General features: G+C 44.0%; 21 protein-coding genes and 1 tRNA gene. 7 read left to right on the top strand and 15 right to left on the bottom strand.

Annotated features, from left to right (window positions below; genetic code table 11):
* Positions 1-17: 17 nt before the first annotated feature.
* The 11 genes from BUB43_RS09450 to BUB43_RS09400 form a co-directional block, all read right to left on the bottom strand.
* Positions 18-1,202, bottom strand: a complete 1,185-nt coding sequence (locus BUB43_RS09450) for a sigma-54-dependent transcriptional regulator (protein ID WP_073180530.1) — start codon at positions 1,200-1,202, stop codon at positions 18-20.
* Positions 1,203-1,255: 53 nt separating this feature from the next.
* Positions 1,256-1,915, bottom strand: coding sequence for a YggS family pyridoxal phosphate-dependent enzyme (locus BUB43_RS09445; RefSeq protein ID WP_073180528.1), 660 nt, complete (start codon positions 1,913-1,915; stop codon positions 1,256-1,258).
* Positions 1,878-2,753: a polysaccharide deacetylase family protein gene (locus tag BUB43_RS09440; protein WP_073180526.1), complete on the bottom strand. Its 876-nt coding sequence runs from the start codon at positions 2,751-2,753 to the stop codon at positions 1,878-1,880. Before BUB43_RS09440 ends, BUB43_RS09445 begins: the two co-directional genes overlap by 38 nt.
* Positions 2,754-2,798: 45 nt before the next feature.
* Positions 2,799-3,485, bottom strand: coding sequence for an SIR2 family NAD-dependent protein deacylase (locus tag BUB43_RS09435; protein ID WP_073180524.1), 687 nt, complete (start codon positions 3,483-3,485; stop codon positions 2,799-2,801).
* 58 nt (positions 3,486-3,543) lie between these two features.
* The gene (locus BUB43_RS09430; protein ID WP_073180522.1) at positions 3,544-4,137 is read right to left on the bottom strand and encodes a hypothetical protein; all 594 of its coding nucleotides are present in this window, start codon (positions 4,135-4,137) and stop codon (positions 3,544-3,546) included.
* Positions 4,138-4,143: 6 nt separating this feature from the next.
* Positions 4,144-4,680, bottom strand: coding sequence for a type 1 glutamine amidotransferase domain-containing protein (locus BUB43_RS09425; RefSeq protein WP_073180520.1), 537 nt, complete (start codon positions 4,678-4,680; stop codon positions 4,144-4,146).
* Between the two features lie 102 nt (positions 4,681-4,782).
* Positions 4,783-5,304 (bottom strand): hypothetical protein, encoded by a 522-nt coding sequence (locus tag BUB43_RS09420; protein ID WP_073180518.1) that lies wholly within the window; start codon positions 5,302-5,304, stop codon positions 4,783-4,785.
* Between the two features lie 94 nt (positions 5,305-5,398).
* Entirely contained in the window at positions 5,399-6,004 is a 606-nt protein-coding gene (locus BUB43_RS09415; RefSeq protein WP_073180516.1) for a DUF4230 domain-containing protein, read from the bottom strand.
* 3 nt (positions 6,005-6,007) lie between these two features.
* Positions 6,008-6,568, bottom strand: a complete 561-nt coding sequence (locus tag BUB43_RS09410) for a thioredoxin family protein (RefSeq protein WP_073180514.1) — start codon at positions 6,566-6,568, stop codon at positions 6,008-6,010.
* Position 6,569: 1 nt separating this feature from the next.
* Positions 6,570-7,037, bottom strand: coding sequence for a pyrophosphohydrolase domain-containing protein (locus BUB43_RS09405; protein ID WP_073180513.1), 468 nt, complete (start codon positions 7,035-7,037; stop codon positions 6,570-6,572).
* Between the two features lie 49 nt (positions 7,038-7,086).
* The gene (locus tag BUB43_RS09400; protein ID WP_073180511.1) at positions 7,087-8,223 is read right to left on the bottom strand and encodes an acyl-CoA dehydrogenase family protein; all 1,137 of its coding nucleotides are present in this window, start codon (positions 8,221-8,223) and stop codon (positions 7,087-7,089) included.
* Positions 8,224-8,399: 176 nt separating this feature from the next.
* On the opposite strand from BUB43_RS09400, the gene BUB43_RS09395 reads away from it, so the two are divergent.
* The 7 genes from BUB43_RS09395 to trxA all read left to right on the top strand — a co-directional run bounded on the left by BUB43_RS09395 (position 8,400) and on the right by trxA (position 15,274).
* On the top strand, positions 8,400-9,011 hold the full coding sequence (locus BUB43_RS09395; protein WP_073180509.1) for a WbqC family protein: 612 nt from the start codon (positions 8,400-8,402) through the stop codon (positions 9,009-9,011).
* On the top strand, positions 9,012-10,748 hold the full coding sequence (locus BUB43_RS09390) for a S8 family serine peptidase (RefSeq protein WP_073180507.1): 1,737 nt from the start codon (positions 9,012-9,014) through the stop codon (positions 10,746-10,748).
* A gap of 58 nt (positions 10,749-10,806) precedes the next feature.
* Entirely contained in the window at positions 10,807-11,289 is a 483-nt protein-coding gene (locus BUB43_RS09385; RefSeq protein WP_073180505.1) for a lipocalin family protein, read from the top strand.
* A gap of 2 nt (positions 11,290-11,291) precedes the next feature.
* Positions 11,292-11,981 (top strand): YiaD family glycine zipper/OmpA-like lipoprotein, encoded by a 690-nt coding sequence (locus BUB43_RS09380; RefSeq protein ID WP_073180503.1) that lies wholly within the window; start codon positions 11,292-11,294, stop codon positions 11,979-11,981.
* A 76-nt stretch (positions 11,982-12,057) separates the two neighbouring features.
* Positions 12,058-13,698 (top strand): ArnT family glycosyltransferase, encoded by a 1,641-nt coding sequence (locus BUB43_RS09375; RefSeq protein WP_073180501.1) that lies wholly within the window; start codon positions 12,058-12,060, stop codon positions 13,696-13,698.
* Positions 13,699-13,750: 52 nt separating this feature from the next.
* Positions 13,751-14,905, top strand: a complete 1,155-nt coding sequence (locus BUB43_RS09370) for a cysteine desulfurase family protein (protein WP_073180499.1) — start codon at positions 13,751-13,753, stop codon at positions 14,903-14,905.
* 54 nt (positions 14,906-14,959) lie between these two features.
* Entirely contained in the window at positions 14,960-15,274 is a 315-nt protein-coding gene (trxA, locus tag BUB43_RS09365) for a thioredoxin (RefSeq protein ID WP_073180497.1), read from the top strand.
* 88 nt (positions 15,275-15,362) lie between these two features.
* On the opposite strand, the gene BUB43_RS09360 is transcribed toward trxA, so the two are convergent.
* The 4 genes from BUB43_RS09360 to BUB43_RS09335 form a co-directional block, all read right to left on the bottom strand.
* A tRNA-Asp gene (locus tag BUB43_RS09360) sits at positions 15,363-15,436 on the bottom strand.
* A gap of 309 nt (positions 15,437-15,745) precedes the next feature.
* Positions 15,746-16,915 (bottom strand): ATP-binding protein, encoded by a 1,170-nt coding sequence (locus BUB43_RS09355; protein ID WP_073180495.1) that lies wholly within the window; start codon positions 16,913-16,915, stop codon positions 15,746-15,748.
* A 400-nt stretch (positions 16,916-17,315) separates the two neighbouring features.
* Positions 17,316-17,696 carry a helix-turn-helix domain-containing protein gene (locus BUB43_RS11285; protein WP_143154090.1) on the bottom strand — a complete coding sequence of 127 codons (381 nt, stop codon included), beginning with the start codon at positions 17,694-17,696 and terminating at the stop codon, positions 17,316-17,318.
* A gap of 1,063 nt (positions 17,697-18,759) precedes the next feature.
* On the bottom strand, positions 18,760-19,536 hold the full coding sequence (locus tag BUB43_RS09335; RefSeq protein WP_083541264.1) for a GLPGLI family protein: 777 nt from the start codon (positions 19,534-19,536) through the stop codon (positions 18,760-18,762).
* Positions 19,537-19,619 lie beyond the last annotated feature (83 nt).

Here is a 19,619-nt window from a genome sequence, read left to right as displayed (position 1 = left end):
TCCTTATTAAAACAGAACTATTTCCGTACAAAACTCGCCACATCCTCTGCTGTAACGGTAGTACCGCCGAGGATTATCAGGCGCTCCACCACATTCCGCAGCTCGCGGATATTTCCTGTCCAGCTGAACTCCTCCAGTGCCGATATTGCCGCATCATCAAATTTTTTCGATGCCGTACCGTGTTCATCAGCAATAAGTTTTGCAAAGTGCTCCACCAGTAATTTGATGTCTTCTTTCCGCTCATCTAGTGGGGGTACATAGATTTCAATCACGGAAAGGCGGTGGTAAAGGTCTTCCCGAAACCTTCCGGCGGCGATTTCCTCCTGCATATTCTTGTTGGTAGCAGCGAGCACCCGCACATCCACCTTTATTTCTTTATCGCTTCCGACGGGTGAAACTTTGTTTTCCTGAAGCGCGCGGAGCACCTTCGCCTGGGCAATGAGGCTCATATCACCAATTTCATCGAGGAATATGGTACCGTTATTCGCCTGCTCAAATTTTCCCTGCTTATCTTTAATGGCTCCGGTAAACGATCCTTTTACATGTCCAAATAATTCAGATTCGATCAGTTCTGACGGAATCGCGGCACAGTTTACCTCCACCATCGGGCCTTTGCTGCGCTCGCTTTTTTCGTGAAGCGCGTGCGCCACCAATTCTTTGCCGGCGCCGTTTGGCCCGGTAATGAGCACGCGCGCATCGGATTGCGCAACTTTGTCCACCATTTCGTGGATTTTTTTCAGTGCATCACTTTCGCCGATCATTTGGTACTTTTTGCTTACCTTTTTCTTCAGCGTGCTGTTTTCACTTTGCAATTTCTGGTTTTCCTTAGATAATTTTTCTTTGTCAATTGCATTTTTAACGCTGGTGATCAGTCGGTTAATATCTATCGGCTTCTGGATGAAATCATACGCGCCATCTCGTAGGCTGCCGACTGCCGTATCAATATCTGCGTGGCCGGAAATCATTATAAAAGTAGTTTCTGGCTTCATCTGCAGAGCCTGGCTGAGGAGTTCTGTGCCGGAGAGTTTCGGCATTTTGATGTCGGAAATTACTAAGGCATATTCATTTTTCTCAATGGCTTTCAAACCTTCCAGCCCATCCTCTGCGGTATCAAATTCATATTCGGGAAGCTCATCCGAAAGGATGCTTTCGAGTACGCCGGAAATGGCTTTTTCATCTTCAACAATCAAAATCTTCTGCATAATTTTAGGATTTTGATTGTTTAAGCAAAAATCATTCCCCGGAATATCGGCGTTTAATTTTTATAAATTCGTTCTCCAAAAATCGACGAACCGATGCGCACCGAGTTGGAACCGCAATCCACGGCAATCTTCCAATCGCCGCTCATTCCCATGGACAGGGTGCTTAGGTTTTCCTGCGCAGAAAATTCATTGTATAAATTTTTTAATGCGGAAAATTCCCGGCGTACCTTATTTTCGTCTTCCGTAAACGATGCCATCCCCATCAGGCCGATAATCTCCACATTTGGATAATTTCCTGAGCTCCATTTGCGGAAAAGCTCCCTGGCTTCATCAGCCTGCAAGCCGAATTTTGTATCCTCTTCCGCGATTTTGACCTGCAGCAAAATTTTAATCTTCCGCTGGTGTTTTTCTGCCTGCTTATCAATTTCCAGAAGCAGCTTTTCCGAATCTACACTCTCGATTACATCAATAAAATCCGCGATGTATTTCACCTTGTTACTCTGCAGATGGCCGATAAGATGCCAGCGGATGTCTTTCGGCAGGATTTCGTATTTCTCCAGGAGCTCCTGCACCTTATTTTCACCGAACACCCTGTGCCCTAAATCGTAAATCTCCCTCACAGCCTCTGCAGGGTGGGTTTTGGAGACTGCTACCAGCTGTACATTTGCAGGAATTTCAGAGATGAGTTGTCTGTAGTTTTGCTGAGTCTGCATGAGGCTTTGAAAGGGGTTTGTAATCGGCGGTATTGAATGGGTATTCTGATAATTTTTTGAAACGGTACTTCCCACTTTCCTTCAGCTTGGTAATGAATGCTGTAAGCTCCCTCACGGAATCCTCATCCGTAAGGTACTGGTCGTGGGAGAGAAGGATAAGGTGACCAGGGCGCTTGCCGCCGCCCGTTTCGAAATAATGCTCCACTTCTTCCAGTTTTTTTTCGTGGCTGCCCGCGAGGTGCATCTTCTTCGTGGCGCCCCATTCCATATCCCAGCCTACCACGCGGTAGCCAGCATCCTGCAGCAGGTCGCCCGCAGCGGCAGAAGCCTTTAAATCTGTAAATTTCAGGTCGCCGCATCGCCAGATGTTTCTGCCCGGCATCCTTGCCAGGTCTATATTCGTGCGAATGCTGTCCCGCGTACGGTTGAAATCTGCGCGAACATTTTCGGGATTTTGGTAAAACTTTTTGTACCGGCCGTTGGCGTGCGTGTAGCTGTGGTTGGCCACCTCGATGTACGGGTTGTCTACCAACTGGCGGTACAGGCTGTTCAGATGCTCGTTAGCATAAATATTCTTACCGATTACGAAAGCTGTCATCGGGACATTAACTTCGTTGATAACGCGCAAAAGGTTTTTGGTGCCCTCGTTCGGCCCGTCATCAAAAGTGATGTAAATGGTTGGCTTCGGGATGGTGTCTTCTTCTATTATTATACTGTCAGCCGTTGCCTCAGTCTGCGCTACTGGAGCCTCATTTTTTTTAGAACAGGAAAAAAGCAACAAGGCAAACGCTGTAATTGCTGCCACTATCTGCCTTGCCCAAATGCTTTTTACATTCATTTTTAAAGAAAAATTTTCTGCAAATATAAACTTTTAAACAAAGATTTAAAGTTGTAATTCAGATAAAAGACGCTCTTTTAGACGGTGCATTCCCTGGCTGGCGCCGCAGCGGAAGCAGTTTTCAAATCTTGTAAACTGGTGCTCAAGATTAGGGTCGATTACAAAGATCTCACAACCTGGCGGTACGCAGTGGATGAGGCCCGCCGCCGGATACACCTGCATAGAGGTACCGATGACCAGGAAAATATCAGCGCCGGAAGCCAAGCGTTCTGCCTCCTCCATCGCGGGTACCATCTCGCCGAACCAAACGATATGCGGCCGCAGCTGATTCCCCTCCGCATCCGTATCGCCAGGAAGAATGTCCCCTTCCCACGGAATGATTGTATCTGAGTTTACAGGTCTGGCTTTTAGCAGTTCACCGTGGAGGTGCAGAACATTGGAGGAGCCGGCGCGCTCGTGCAGGTCGTCCACATTCTGGGTGATGATATTTACATCAAAAAATCTTTCAAGCTCTGCTAAAATATAATGCGCCTCGTTGGGCTTTACAGTGTGCAGCTGCCTGCGCCGTATATTGTAAAAATTCAGCACAAGCCCAGGATCCCGGGCAAACCCTTCTGGGGAGGCCACATCCTCTATGCGGTGGTTTTCCCAGAGGCCATTTGCATCCCGGAATGTAGAGATCCCGCTTTCCGCCGATATTCCCGCTCCGGATAATACAACAAGTTTTTTCATCAATGTAAAATAAAAAAGCGCCGAGAGAGGCGCAATGTTATAATTATTAAATTTATAGTTATTTTTCTACCAGGCCGGCGGTAAGGGATTTCCACTGGAATTTACTCCCGAAAAGCATTCCACCTATTGCCACAGCAGCGTTCCTGATATTTTCAATAATGCCGTATTCCGCGCTAATGTTCGGCTTTTCATTTCTGCCGTGCACCTCGGCAAATACCTCATCCGCTACACATTTTACGATAAATGTGGAGGTAGCCTCGTCCTGAAAAAAATGCGTTTCCTCAGTCTCGCTACCCAATGGCGAGTGAACGGGGCGGACGCGCATTGCGGCGAAATTTTCTCCTTCTTGAATCTCCTCCACCTGAACCCAGTCACTTTCCTGTCCTGCAGGATTTTTAGGAAACGGCATCGTGATCCGGAAATAGTATCCTACTTGTGGTTTGCCATCGGCTTCTGCGGCGGCAGCGTTATAAAGCTGGAATTCTGCCCCCGGTACCTTAGCATACTCGCTCCAGTTTTTTATATCAAAGAAGCGGTGCTTTACCAAGGAAAAATGATGCTGCGCCTGCAGAGAACTGTCAAATTTTTCGCTGGAAACCGTATCGCTATATCCGCCAGTCCTTTGTTCTGGAATTAGGTTGTCCGGATTCATAAACGATTATTTGGAAAACTCTTCGATTATCCGCTCATTAAAAGCATCCAGATCATCAGGGGTTCTGCTGGTAGTGAGGTTCCCCTCGGTTACCACTTGCTCATCCACCCAGTTGGCGCCGGCATTTTTAAGATCCTTGGATATAATGGATACGGAGGTGAGCGTTCTGCCGGAAACAACTTCTGCCTCTATGAGCAGCTGCGGTCCGTGGCAGATGGACGCTACCGGTTTGTTTTCCATAAAAAAATCTTTCACGAAGGCTACCGCATCCTCGTCTCCGCGGAGGGCATCCGGGTTCAAGACTCCGCCCGGCAGTACCAGGGCATCGTAATCCGCAGCATCCGCGTGGGCAACGGTATCATCTACCTTTACGGAGCCCGACCATTCAGAATCGTTTTCCATACCCTTAATTTCCCCTTTCTTTAATGAGATGATTTCTACAGTGGCTCCTGCATTTTTCAGGGCTTCCATAGGTTTCTCCAGTTCGCTTCTCTCATAACCATTGGTAGCAAGGATGGCTATTTTCTTATTTTCTAGTTTCATTAGTGTGAGTATTTCAGGAATTTGACTATCAATTTTAAAGCCAAATAGTATTAAAAATTAAAAAAACCGGCGAAAAACCGGTAATTTAACATTGTTTGATTATCACACGCGGTCGGCGCCGCCCATTGCGTCCATTGTGCTGTCCATTTCTCCGCGGTTCCTCAAATTATAATTCCGCTCGGGATCAAGTAAATACACATCGTTTCTTGCTTTGCTGAGGATTCTTGCGCGCTTTTCTTCGGAAATTGGGTATTCGTCATTTCCGGTGACCGCCGGCTTTCTGTAGCCCTTGGAAAGCTCATCCATATCTGCCGCACCGGCATCGTCCAAGATGTTCCGCGCTTCTTCTGCACGCGCCTGATTGTCTACATAAACCGTTACCACATTGCTTCTGGATGCCGCATAGCTGTGCCTCATCCTGTCTTCATTTTCGCCGAAAAGATGGTTCCAGAAACCGGCAGTCCTTTCATCGTCGTCAAAATCGTACTCCGAAGCCTGCACACCCGATACATTGTATTTTGACAGAAAAAAATCGTTTTGCGAAAAGCCGGCTGCAGCGAGATTTTGAATTGCTTTTTCAGCCTCTTCTGTGTTGGTAAAGTGCCCAATTACTGTAAATGCCATAATGATAGTTTTAAGTTTGGTTTAAATTTAACTATCAAAAAATATGACAAACTGACACGATTTGTGAGATTTATGATTTTTTTAACGAATGATTTTAAAAATCTGCCGGAGATAGTTGTTTTGTTTCATCTACAATCTCATAGTTGAGGGCTCTAGCCAAAACAAAGATTTGCTCCAAATTCTGCTGAAGTTGCTTTCTGCCTTCTGCTCTCAGATTCTCCTGGTTTACCTGCTTTACGGCATTTTGTTTGGCATTTTCGGTAATTTTTTTCAAGTCCTTTTCGTTGATTCTGTAAAAAAAGGAATCATCCATGCTCTGGATTTCCACACTTGGTGTGATGCGGATATCAGGATGCGGTAGCTCTTTTATTATCAATCTTTTATTTACGCTGTCCACCTCCATCCGCATCTTGTTCAGGTCATAGGAAACTTGGGCGTTGGTTCTGGTAAAGGTTACGATTTGCTTGTCCGCCCCCGGGAGCAGCCCGCCCAGCACCTCATTGGAGATTTTCGTTTTCTGGAGGCTGGTGAGGTTTTGCTCCATCACCACCATCTTATTCATCCGGCTTATCTGGTTGGTGAGGATGTAGGTGTCGTTGCGCTCTTCGCGCTTATCCGCCGAAGTTTTCTTCCACACATAGGCGAACAGCAATGCCGTAAGCGCCGCCCCGATTACAAAACCCCAGAATGTTTTGCCCATATGCTATTTTTTGAAAATATTTCCCACTGAATTTCCATCATCCGTTCTCAGAATTTCTGCCAGATCCCTTTCCAGATAGCCGGATTTTGGCGTTTCTGTAATTCTGCCCAATTCTCTACCGTATTTTTTAACAATAATCGTAGGTACTTTTTTAATGTTGTACAGGCCTTCCTCACCGCTGGGGGACTCCATCTTTCTATTCACTGCGATAATATTCAGCTTTTCCTTAGGGTAGTTTGCCGCCTCGAGGATTTTCAGTAAACGGGGGAGCTCGCGGTGTGTATCCTCGCACCAGGTGCCCACGAAGGCGGTAATCTGGTAGCTGGAAATTTTCTGCTTTTTCAGTTCGGCAACAGCTGCGTCATCGATTGGATACTCATTAAATTCCTCACTGAACCACCCGCTGTAGGGCTCTTTCTGGAACTGATCTGCCGATTGTCTTCCGAGGAGCATCGGGCCGTCTTTTTTGGATTCCACTTCCCGGTTGATAACGACCTTCTTGCTTTCGCAGGAATAGGCAATTTGCAAAAAAAATGCAAAAAGCAGCAATATGTAGTTTTTCATTTTAGTTCTCGATAATTTTTTTCAGGTTGGCGGGGGAGTAGTTGATGCTCTTCAAGACTTTATTGTCACCCGCGCGGTGCACATTGATTTTTCCGTTGCATTCCTCGGCATAGGCCTCCTGTCCCTTTGTTTTGTAATGGGCTATTGTGTCCTTAGCCTCTTGCATTGTAGTGCAGGCTTTGCTCATATTCGACCGCTGAACTTCCTCAAAAAGCGCGGGAAATTTTTCGCCCAAGCCAAATTCCAGCACGGCACCGCTGAGGACATACTGCAAATCGCAAAGCGCATCGGCAACTTCTACGATGTCATTGTTATTAATGGCTTGCTGGAGTTCATCCAGCTCTTCCTGGAGGAGCCTCACTCGAAGCTCGCAGCGCTCCTTGGCAGGAATTTGCGGCGATGCTAAGATCGGCGCATTGAAGGTCCGGTGAAATTCCGCCACCTGATTTAAAGCGTCCAGCTTTTCCATAATTAAAGTTTTCACAAAAATAGAAAAAGCACCGCAAAGGGTGCTGGAATTATTTGATAATCTCCCGCCCGATCACGAGCTTCTGAATTTCCGAAGTGCCTTCCCCAATAGTATTCAGCTTGGCATCTCTGTAGAATTTCTCCGCTGGGAAGTCCTTCGTGTAGCCATATCCGCCAAATATTTGTACGGAATTATTGGCAATGCGCACGCTCGCTTCGGAGGCGAAGAGTTTTGCCATCGCGCCTTCCACCGTCATTTTTTCTCCGCGGTTTTTCATATCTGCCGCGCGGCGGATCAGAAGCTCCGCGGCATCAATTTCCGTAGCCATATCTGCGAGCATAAAATTCACAGCCTGGAAATGGCCGATGGGCTGGCCAAATTGTACGCGTTCTTTGGAGTATTTCAACGCCGCCTTATAAGCTCCGCGCGCCGTACCAAGGCTGAGCGCCGCGATGGATATTCTGCCGCCATCCAGAATCTTCAGTGCCTGCTTAAAGCCTTCGCCCACTTCCCCGAGCCTGCTGGAATCCGGCACCCGGACATTATCGAAAATCAGTTCCGCTGTCTCCGAGGCGCGCATCCCGAGCTTGTTTTCCTTCTTCCCGGAGGAAAAACCGGGCATACTTTTTTCCAAAATAAATGCTGTGGAATTATGCCTTTCGCCCTTCTCGCCGGTTCTCGTCATTACCACGGCCACCTCGCTGGAGATGGCGTGCGTGATGAAGTTTTTCGCACCATTTATCACCCAATCATCGCCGTCGCGCACCGCCGTGGTGCTCATTCCGCCGGCGTCGGAGCCGGTGTTGTGCTCCGTAAGCCCCCATGCGCCGAGGATTTCGCCGGAGGCAAGCTTCGGCAGCCACCTACGCCGCTGCTCTTCATTTCCAAATTCGTATATATGATTGGTACATAGGGAGTTATGCGCTGCTAAGGATAGCCCGACGGATGGATCTACTTGGGAAATTTCGTCCAGAACGGATACATACTCCTGGTAGCCCAGCCCAGAGCCGCCGTACTCCTGAGGGATCACGATGCCCATAAAGCCCAGCTCGCCCATCTTGTGGAAAAGATCTTTGGGGAAAGTCTGGCTTTCATCCCATTCCATAATGTACGGGCGGATGTTTTTCTCAGCGAAATCCCTCGCTGTTTCGGCAATCAGTTTCATGTTTTGCGTTTCGGCGGACATATGTATTATTTGAATTTGCAAAAATAACATTTTCTGGCTCACCTGGTGCGTATTTTCGGTAAAACTATGAGAGAATTATTTATCAGTTTTGAAACAAACTGATTTTTCTTAAATTTGAAATAAATTTAAAGAGAAAGCAATATTTTTGAATAATTAAAAATCTGATATTTTAATATATGGAATCATTACTCCCCATCTTCTATCTTCCGCCGGTTTCCTGGTGGAAGGTTTTTTTGGATAATGATAATAAAATAACCTTCGAACGGTTCGAAAATTTCCCGAAACAAACCTACCGCAACCGAGCCAATATCTACGGCGCCAACGGAAAACTTTCGCTCATCATCCCGATAAAGCATACGGGAAAAAGGGCCTTGCACGAAATCGAAATTTCGTACGCCGAACGCTGGAAGGATTTACACTGGAAATCGATAAAGACTGCCTACCAAAGCTCACCGTATTTTGAATTTTACGAGGACAGCCTGGCGGAAGTTTTCGACTTTGAGACAGATTCACTGATGGATTTCAACCTGAACGGGATTGGCATCATCCAAAAAATCCTGAAAACGGAAAAGGCATACTCTTTGAATAGCGCATATTCCAAAGATTTTCCAGGGCAAGATTTCAGGCTGAGGTTTTCAGCAAAAAATCCAGAAAATCCGATAGCGCCGCATTATTACCAAGTATTTGGGGATCGGTTCGGATTCTTGCCGGATCTTTCGGTGGTGGATTTAATCTGTAACGAAGGCCCAGGCGCTTTGGCTTATATTGAAAATTTTAACATCCGATAAATGAAAAAAATATTAATTGCAGCAGCTGCTTTTTCCGGGCTGCTTTTCAGCGCTCAGGGAGTGGCGGATCCTATGCAGGACAAAGATTTGATGACTTGGTATCATAAAGACTTTGCCTCCACCAATGTCTATGGGGTCAATACCCAAAACGCTTATAAGTTCTTTGAATCCAAAGGCATTAAGCCAAAGACAGTCGTAGTAGCCGTGCTGGACAGCGGGGTAGAGGTAGACCACCCGGGGCTGGTAAAAAACATGTGGAAAAACCCGAACGAAATCCCGAACAACGGCATTGACGATGATGGCAACGGCTATGTGGATGACATCCACGGATGGAATTTCCTTGGCGGAAAAGGCGGCGATGTAAAGGTGGATAATATGGAAGTGACCCGCATCGTGAAAAAGTACAAGCCTGTTTTCGAGGGTGCGAATTCTGCACAGAACAAAGCCAACCAGGCGAATATGCCTGAGGAATTCAAAATGTACATGACTTCGAAAGAGATTTTCACAAAAAAAAACATCGAGGCACAGCAGAACTACAACCAGTACAAAATGATCCAGGAACTGGTGCCCACTATGATTTCCCTGCTGAACGGCAGACCGCTGACACAGGAAACCATTAAAACCATAAGGCCTACGACACAGCAGCAGGCTATGGCGGCAAGCGTGCTCGCAGGTATTTCTTCTGATCCCAACTTCGCAGGAAAACCGGCGGCGGAGGTGGAGCGCCTGATGAACAAGGAAATGAAACAGGCGCTGGATTATTATGAACCTCAGGCAACGAAACAGTACAACCTGGACTTCGATCCCCGTGCGGAGCTGGTAGGGGATGATCCTTATGATTATTCCCATAAAAATTACGGAAACAACCACTACGAAGGGCCGGATGCGCAGCACGGCACGCATGTGGCGGGCATTATCGCCGGATATCCGCATGCTAAGGAAATTCAATACGGGGTAGCATACAAAGTAGCAAAAATAATGACGGTGCGCGCCGTGCCGGACGGGGATGAGCGCGATAAAGATGTGGCAAATGCCATACGCTATGCGGTGGATAACGGCGCTAAAATCCTGAATATGAGCTTTGGAAAACCAGTCTCCCCAGGGAAGAAGTATGTCTGGGATGCCTTTAAATACGCGGAAGACAAAGGCGTATTACTCGTGAAGGCAGCCGGCAATGAAAACGAAGATCTTGCAGAAGCAGAGTACTTCCCTACCAATTACCGAAGCAGTACGGATGCTAAGCCATTCATTACCAATATGATAGTAGTAGGAGCCAGCACCAATAATAACGAAATGCTCCGCGCAGATTTTTCCAATTACAACAGAAAGTTTGTCAATGTGTTTGCGCCGGGCTCGGAAATGTACTCTACCGTGCCGGATGCCAAGTACGAATACCTCCAGGGTACCTCGATGGCGTCCCCCGTGGTCGCCGGTGCGGCGGCAGTGCTGCTTGCCTATATGCCCGGGCTCACGCCACAGCAGATCATCGAATCTTTCGTAATGACAGCCAATAAATCCGATGTGAATGCGATGATAAAAAGCAACACTAACAACCGCTTCAGCCTCATTTCCGAGGCGGGAGGCGTGATAGATTTGGGTAAGGCTGCGGAGTACGCCTTCAACAAATACTATTCAGCCGGGAAGATGGATGCCCCCAAGGCGGCTGCTACCCGTGCAGTGCGCTCTCAGCAGCCGGCAAAGAAAAACGCTCCCGCGTCATCTGCCAAAAGAAAATAGCGCCATCCAAGCAGGTTTGGCATAATTTTTATATTTATTCAAAAAAAATAATTTTAAAATGAAAAAAATAATTTTTGGAGCTGTACTGGCCGGAGGGATCCTGGCTTCTTGTAATTCTGCTTCCAATGCAAAAGTAGCACAGCAAAACCGTGCGGATTATCTAAAAATGAAAGGGGACTGGCAGCTGACAAGCGTTAATTATCCTCAAAATTTCAGGATAAAACCTTTTGATGAAAATGCCGACGCAAAATGCTTTGAGGGAAGCGTGTGGCACCTTGTCCCGAACAATTATACGGGTTCCTATACTCTCAACGGGGGCGCAGGCTGCCCTTCCGTGACGCAGGATTTCCGGTGGGAGGTGAAGAACGGCAGTCAGTTTCAGTTTAAAAAAGTCTATCCAGATATGAAGGATAAAAACCAGACTGCGGGCTATGCGCTTAATCTCGTGGGAAGGACTGAAAACACCTTCGCGCTGGAGCAAAATGTACCGTTTGAAGGTAGAATGATTAAAGTAACTTATAACTTTCAAAAAATTAACTAAAAATGAAGAAATTTAATAATAAAATAGCGGCTTTATTTCTAGGTTCTGCATTGGTACTCACCAGTTGCGAATCCGTCCAAAATTCTAATCATCAGCAGCGCGGCACCGTGGTAGGGGCGACTTCCGGCGCTGTGATCGGCGGCATCCTGGGCAACAATGTTGGCAAAGGGCGCAATGGTGCTGCCGGTGCCGTTCTTGGAGGTATCATCGGAGGTGCGGCAGGAAATGTGATTGGAGATAAGATGGATAAGCAGGCACGCGAGATAGAGCAGACGCTGCCGGGCGCAGAGGTGGAGAGAGTGGGAGAGGGAATCCGCGTGACGATGAAGGAGAATATGGTAAATTTCGGCTTTGATTCTGCGGAGCTAAGCACGGCTGCGAAGACGAACCTAGACCGCCTGGCGGAAGTGATGAAAAATAACCCTGATACCAACATCAGCATCTATGGCCATACTGATGGCAAGGGCAAGGCAGCGTACAACCAAGGACTTTCCGAGCGCAGGGCGAATTCAGTAAAAAATTATCTGGTTTCTCAGGGCGTTTCATCCAGCCGCCTTACTTCAAAAGGCCTCGGGATGTCTGAGCCTATCGCGAGCAACGATACCGAGGACGGCCGCGCGAAGAACCGCCGCGTAGAATTTGCTATTACCGCAAACGAGAAGATGATTCAAGACGCTCGGCAAGGGCAATAGTTTTTTTCAAGTATAGTCAGCCACCCGAAAGGGTGGTTTTTTTGTTTAAAACCTTATTTTTGTTTAAAACTCAATTATGGAATTAAAAGGTGAAAAGTTTTTCTGGTTCCTCCTGCTGCTGGTTTTCGCGGCGTCGCTCTACCACCTTGGGGGGTGGGGCGTTACGGAAACGAGTGAGGCGCGATACGCGGAAATCCCCCGCGAGATGCTGGAAGCAGGCGACTGGATTTATCCGCGGTACCTAGGGATTCTTCATTTTGATAAGCCTCCGATGACTTACTGGATTACGATGCTGAGTTATAAAATATTCGGTATCTCTGAATTTTCGGCAAGATTTCCTTTACAACTGGCTTTCCTCCTCCAGATTTTCATCGTATATAAACTTTCGGAACTCTTGTTTAAGGAGAGAGATACGGCGCTGCTATCGGCGATCTGCTATGCATCGCTGCCGCTGGTGCTGATGTCCATCCGAAACCTTACCACGGATGCCTACCTGAACACCTTTACCCTGCTTACGGTTTATTTTTATGCGCTTTACAGAAAAAGCCACAGGATACCGTGGCTGCTGGCGGCTTCCGTTTCGCTAGGCTTGGGCGTGTTGACGAAAGGCCCGTTTGCGTTCATTGTCCCGGTCTGTGCGCTGTATCCCGTGAACAAGGCTTTCCCGGCGCCCGATCTTTGGCGCAGGCATTGGCTGGCGGTTGTATTTTGCGGCATTCTCGCCGCGGCGGTCGGCGGGTCGTGGTTCCTGTATCTTATACGCCAGTCGCCGGAGTTTTATAATTTTTTCATCCGGGAGCAGTTTATAGACAGGGTTTCCAATGCGGACTCCCTGAAGCGCAGCGAGCCGTTTTGGTATTACTTTGCCTTCCTGCCGCTGCTAATTTTCCCCTGCCTGGGGCTTTTGCTGCACTGGATTTTTAATGTGAGAAAAAAACCTTCAGAAGCCAACCGCCTGGGTTTTTTCACCGTACTTTTGCCTTTGATAATCTTTTCACTGAGCAGTTCCAAGCTCGTGCTTTACATACTTTCCGTCTCCCCGTTTATCGCGGTTTGTCTTGGTAAAATTTTTTCGGAGATGGGTAGCAAAAGCCTCTCCCGTGTTTTCGTTTTCAATGCCGCGTTTGCACTTTTGCTGTATTTAGGGCTTATCTTGCTTTCTTCTAATGCCATTCCAAATTTAAATTTTACGGTAAATGTCCAGATGATTGCTTGGTTGGTTTTCGCAGGAATTTTTCTTGCGGTGGCGTTAAAATTATTTCTTCAAAAAAAAATCAGCATTTCTTTGCTGATGCTTTTTCTGCCACTCATCATTATTCCGCTGTCCACAAATTATCTTTCCCAGATAGAAACCGAAATCGGAAGCCCCAAACCGGTTAGCGAATTCATTAAAAAAGAGAAGCCTCACAGCAGCGTGCTCGCCTGGAACCGCGTGTACAACTCGGTTGCATTTGAATTGAAAAAACAGATCTACAGCATTAAATATGAAAATTACACACTAAATCGGGAGACGCGCTTCCAGCCGGATGATTCGTGGAAGGATTCTCTGCTTGATATCAATACCCCGGAAGGGCAGCAGCAAGTGAGAAGCCTACTGGGCGGCGATTGCGTATTCATCCATTTGAAAAGGGAAAAAATTCCCGAAGAGCACGGCTGGATTCTGGCGGAGCTTCCCCAGGAGAAGGAATTCGGCAAATATATTATCCGCTATCGGTAGCCATCTTTGTGATTTTAGAATAATCCGTAATTTTGAACCTTTGAATATTAAAATGAGCAAAGTATATCTCGATAATGCGGCTACCACGCCGCTGGACGAGAAAGTTATCGACACGATGGTGGAGGCTATGCGCCTCAGCTACGGCAATCCTTCCTCCACGCACAGCATAGGCCAGGAAGCAAAAGCCCTGATAGAAGGCGTGCGCAGACAGGTGGCAGATTACCTCAAGGTGCAGCCGGGCGAAATAATCTTTACTTCCTGCGGCACGGAATCCAACAATATGATCATCCGCGGCTGCGTGGAGCACCTGGGAGTGGAAAGGATAATAACATCCCCGATGGAGCATAAATGCGTGGCGGAAACCATCCGGGATATGAAGGCGCGGCGCAATGTGGAAGTAGTATATCTAAAGCCTGATAGGATGGGCGACATCCCATTGGTACAACTGGAGGAAGCGCTGAAAAATTCCGAAAAGAAAACCCTGGTTTCTCTGATGCATGCCAACAACGAGATTGGCAACCTACTGGATATCAAAAAGGTAGGAGATATTTGCGCTGAGCATTCCGCGCTGTTCCACTCCGATACGGTGCAGACTATAGGGCATCTTGATTTGGATTTTTCAGAAATTAATATTGATTTCGCTTCCTGCTCTGCGCATAAATTCCACGGACCAAAAGGTGCAGGATTTGCCTTTATCCGAAAAAATTCCCGCCTGAAGCCAATGTTTTACGGTGGCTCGCAAGAGCGCGAGCTTCGTGCCGGTACGGAAAATGTCTGCGGCATCGTGGGTCTGGGCAAAGCGATGGAAATTTCTATGGAAAATTTACCCGAATACCAGAAGAAAATTTCGGAAATTAAAGAATACGCCATTTCCCGCCTTCGTGAAGCTATTCCCGGCATAAAATTCAACGGACATTCTGCTGAAAGCCACAGCCTTTACACGGTACTCAGCGTGCTGCTGCCTTTCAGCAACCCGTTAATTGGGCTTCAGCTGGATATGAAGGGTATCGCAGTATCGCAGGGAAGCGCGTGCTCCTCCGGCGCCGGCAAGCCATCTATGGTGATGCTTTCTATCCTGGATGCCTACGAAATGGAGCACTGCACGCCGCTGCGTGTGTCATTTAGTCACCAAACCACCGCGGAAGATATTGACAGATTGGCATCTGCGTTGAAAGAACTCTATGATGAAAAGCCAGGGAACTCCTGATTTTTATTTGGTATGAATTTTTCTATAAATAAGAAAGTTTAAAAATTAAAAAAAATGGCATTAGAAATTACAGACAATTCGTTTGATGAGGTATTAAACTCTGACAAGCCCGTATTGGTAGACTTTTGGGCGGCGTGGTGCGCACCCTGCAGAATGCTGGCGCCAATCATCGAGGAAGTAGCGGACGATTTCGAAGGGAGGGCGCTCGTAGGCAAGGTAGATGTTGATAACAACCAGGAAGTTTCCTCGAGATACGGAATCCGCAGCATCCCTACCGTTCTGATTTTCAAAAACGGGGAAGTGGTGGATAAAATTGTAGGGGTGGTTCCTAAAGAACAGATCACCGAAAAGCTACAGGCTCAGCTATAATTTTTAAGATAGGATAGTAATGCAGGATTTTGTTCCTGCATTTTTTTTGCAAAAAAAAACCCAAGGAAATCCTCGGGATTGTTTTTCGCGATCCGGACGGGACTCGAACCCGCGACCTCCGCCGTGACAGGGCGGCATTCTAACCAGCTGAACTACCGGATCAATTTTTTTAAGAAAAAGAAAATTGAAAAACTTCTGCGATCCGGACGGGACTTCAATGACTTCAAATATTTCCTTTATTATTCAGCTTTTTGAAAGCTTTATTTTTATGGTATCCGAATCTGACCCCTCCGTAATTTGTTTACGATTTTCTAAATCTTATGGGTGCAAATTTAACCCTTTTTCTTTATTCTACAATAGTTTTTCTTATATGATTAGAAATTAAATTGTAACATACTAATGTTTAGGATCTTAATTTTCAAATATTATTCATAAATAAGATTCTTTGAGTGCCTTAAACTTAAGTTTTTACTAATACAACATTCCAAATTGCCAAAGAGGAATGTTGTTTCTATATCCAAATTCTATATCATCTTTTACCACAAATCCCTTTTCAGCGTTTAATACTTGTTTCTGAGTTTTATTTTTCCCACCGATTTCAAAATCGATATTATCTATTCTGAAATCTCCAAAATTAGACGAAGTCACTAAGTGGTTGATCCTCATTTGGTTTAAAAAGAAGGTTTCCCTAATATTCCCAATATTTGGAGTATCTTCTGCTAAATTATAGATGAGGTTGGTATTATCCAGATAAATCTTCTCTACTTTCCCCAATTCTTTTATACCTCCTGTATGGCTTCGCAGTTGGCTTATCATTCCTGCTTCCTCGATGTACAGGCAGTAATCGGCAATATTATTTCTGCTTGCTGAAAGTGCGGTGGCAATGCTGCTGAAATTTGGTTTAAAAGGAACACTCTTTGAGATAATGGCTAAAAGTTGCTTTAATTTCCTTCCCGTTGCCGTATTCATTTCTGCATAAATGGGAATATCGCTTTCCAATGTCTGGTTTATGATCTGCCGAAGGCGAATTTCAAAATCTCCATCCAGTGCAAATGGATAATAGCCTTTCTTCAAATAATCCTGAAATAGAGGCAATGGATGTTCTATATCAGGAATCTCAACTTTATGATCCAAAACTTCTGGTAAAGTATAAACATCTGCTGCTATGTTGTGAAATATCTGCAAATACTCTCTGAAAGATAATCCTTGCAGATGATACATCACAGCTCTCCTGCTAAGGTCTGCCGCTCCTTTTTTAATATCTAAAACAGAGGAGCCTGTAAACACTATTTTTAAATTTTTATGATAATCGTAAATGAGTTTAAGTTCTTTCGACCAGTCCTTGTATTTATGAATTTCATCAATGAAGAGGTATTTTCCTCCTTGTTTTACAAATTCAGCGGCAAGGTCTAAAAGTTTGTTGTCAGCAAAATAAAAATCTTCCGCAGTTACATACAGGGTTTCATTAAGGTTGAGGGTTTGCTTTATGTGTTGCAGAACCATAGTTGTTTTGCCAACTCCTCGCGGTCCTGTAATACCAACCATCCTGTTCTCCCAATTGATGTCTTTGTAAATATAACGAAATGCGGCAGAATCAGTTTCTTTCAATATTTTATGGAAATATTCCCAAAGTTTTTCCATTCTATTTTTTTTACAAAGATATAAATTCGCACTATAAAAGTGCAATATTTAAAATAAAATGCGTTTTCATGGTGCGTTTTTTACTTTTCAGATACACTCACATTAATCATCGTTCCTTTGGATGGATTATAAGAAGGGAAATACTCAATTAAGCCCGTTGCTTCTAAATCCTTGATGCATTTATGATAAGTGGTATACGAAGATATTTTGCTGAGTTTCATTAATTCATTTCTGGAAACATAAATCGGATTTTTGAACTGATTAACATTCCAAAACTGGAAAATAGCAAGATAGAGGCTGATATGAGTGGGATTCAGCAAATCATTATTCTGTCATAAAAGTTCGTGAGATGTCTAAGGTAGATTTCATTTTTGTTCATCGTTTGTGTGTTTGTTTTTTTCTATTGTTTGAAGAGTTTTTCAATATCTTGATAATCATAGAACAATGTCCCTCCTACTTTGGAATATTTTATTGTTCCGTTAATTCTTAAATTCTGGAGAGTACCGGAGGAAATATTCAAAAGCTTTTTGACTTCACTGGAGCGAAGCCATCGTTTTTCTTTCTTTTCTGAGGCAGAAAGCATCTCTCGAAGTTCTGCGAACAATTCTTCTTTGAATATTTCAAAATCTTCTTTTGTAAGTATGTTGACTGTACTGCAAAATTGAAGTAGAAATCTAATAAAAACAATAGTGTTTTCCGGCGTTGGCTTAAAAAAGAATGTTCTGGATGAATTTGGAATATTAGTTGGCTTAAAAACTTTTAGTTTGGATGAGTTTGGCATCTTAAATCTAAATTTTCTGCAAAATAAAAACTGAGTTCCGAAGTTTTTCACCCTTTTCGCAGAAAAGGCAAGAGGGTCTTTGTCGCAAAACTTGAAAAAGTTCGTGGGCACAAAGACACATCTTGCCAAACTCATTTTCAGAGGTTTAAAAGGACATAAGGTTTACTTTTAGCATCTGTTTTATGTGGTTTTTGCTTATAAAGAGAAAAAATAACGATGAAATTTTATTGGGTAGGACTTTTTTACACAAGTCTGTGATGAAGCTGTATCTTTTTTATGCAGCTTTTAGAAGTGGTTGTATCTGAAATAAGCAGGTTTTGATTTTTCCCGTATCTTTTTTGCTCATCTTTGGAAAAAGTTCAATCTCATGTATGTAAGTTGAGAATCATGTTATTGCTGTTTTAATTAGGTCATTAATCTGTATCTTTTACACACCTTGTGGGAAACCTGCATCTAAATGACGCAGCTTTTGATTTTACCAGTGTCTTTTTTACCCATCTTTAAACTGAAGCTGTATCTCAAATATCCAGCTTAAGCAATTGCATTTGTATTTATTTTATCCCTCTTTTTGGAAAACCGGTATCACAATTACCCACCTTGTGATTTTCTATTTAGAGGAGGTAAGTATCTTATTGAAATGTCCTAATTTACAAGTGTTATAGGTCGTAATTTATAAATTAGGACAGATTACTAAAACTATTTATTAGTGCAGGAGTTATCACTGCAATGAAGTGGGATTATCTTTCTTCTAACCGCTAGTTGCAGGTAAATAAATTCTCCAAGATTTGAAAACTTTAAGAGCCAGAACAACGGTACGAAAAACCAAAGAATTGGAATTCGTAATACAATTCTATAAATAGTATTAAACCCATATTTCCATCTTCCATCATAAGACGCCATTTCCCTTTTTGCCAGTTCAATATCTATCCCTTCGGAAATTCCACCGTCATGAATACTTCTAAGTCTTTGAAAGTTAAGCACTGTAGCCAATCAATTTTTTTGACCACTCTTACAAAATTAGTACATCTACTACACCAATTGTCAAAAACAACAACCATAATTTTTATTTACATGAAGGCTCTACCTCAATAGGATTCTCGAAATTTTTGAATGCCAGCCATTCCTTTTTATTATATTCGTCTTTTACGTCACGACTTGAAACATCTTTTCCGTTAATTACATAAGTGGTTTGGGTTGTATTAAGATTTTCTAAGATCATAGATGGTTGCTCTTTATATTTTTTTAAAAAAGTTTCCCATCTAACTGGGGAAAGTTCTACCGGCTTACCATTACCAAAATTCCTATATTTTAAGTTATTGACTTCTTTTGTTATACCTTTGATTTCAAAAATATAATCTTCTTTGCTGTCTAATATTTTCAATATTAATCCAGGTAATCCCGAAAATTTATATGGCCCGTCTTGTATTGGGATTTCGCTGGTATAAAATGCTATCCATTTTCTTCCTCCAAAATTACAAGTTGCCTTTTTCACATCATATCCCATTATTTTTTCAGTAGGTTTCTCATTTTTAAGATTCCAAACAATTTTACATGGAAATCGAATGGAAAAAGTCTTTGTGAAAAACGTTTCCTCTTGAATAACATCTTTCTCTGCATTCCTTTTAATGATTAATGATCTAAATTTTGCATTACGATCTGATGAAGGAATCTTTAAAGGACCTTTTACTTGATTTTTTTCATAATCTATAATAACTTTAGTCTTAAGCGAATCTTTTCTAAAATTGTCATAAGCTTGAAAATAAGAATTATTATTTTTATCAAATGTCAAAGAGGACAATTCTTTATTATAAGCAATGGAAGTTTTAGATGAAATACCCACACTTCACTAGACCACTTTTAAGGGTTTCTTAATTGAATTTTATGCTGCTGATTTATATATTTCTATTGGTTTTTGGAGTTTGA

It is taken from the genome of Cruoricaptor ignavus (assembly GCF_900141665.1).
GTDB lineage: Bacteria > Bacteroidota > Bacteroidia > Flavobacteriales > Weeksellaceae > Cruoricaptor > Cruoricaptor ignavus.
This window is presented reverse-complemented; position numbering and strand designations above follow the sequence as displayed.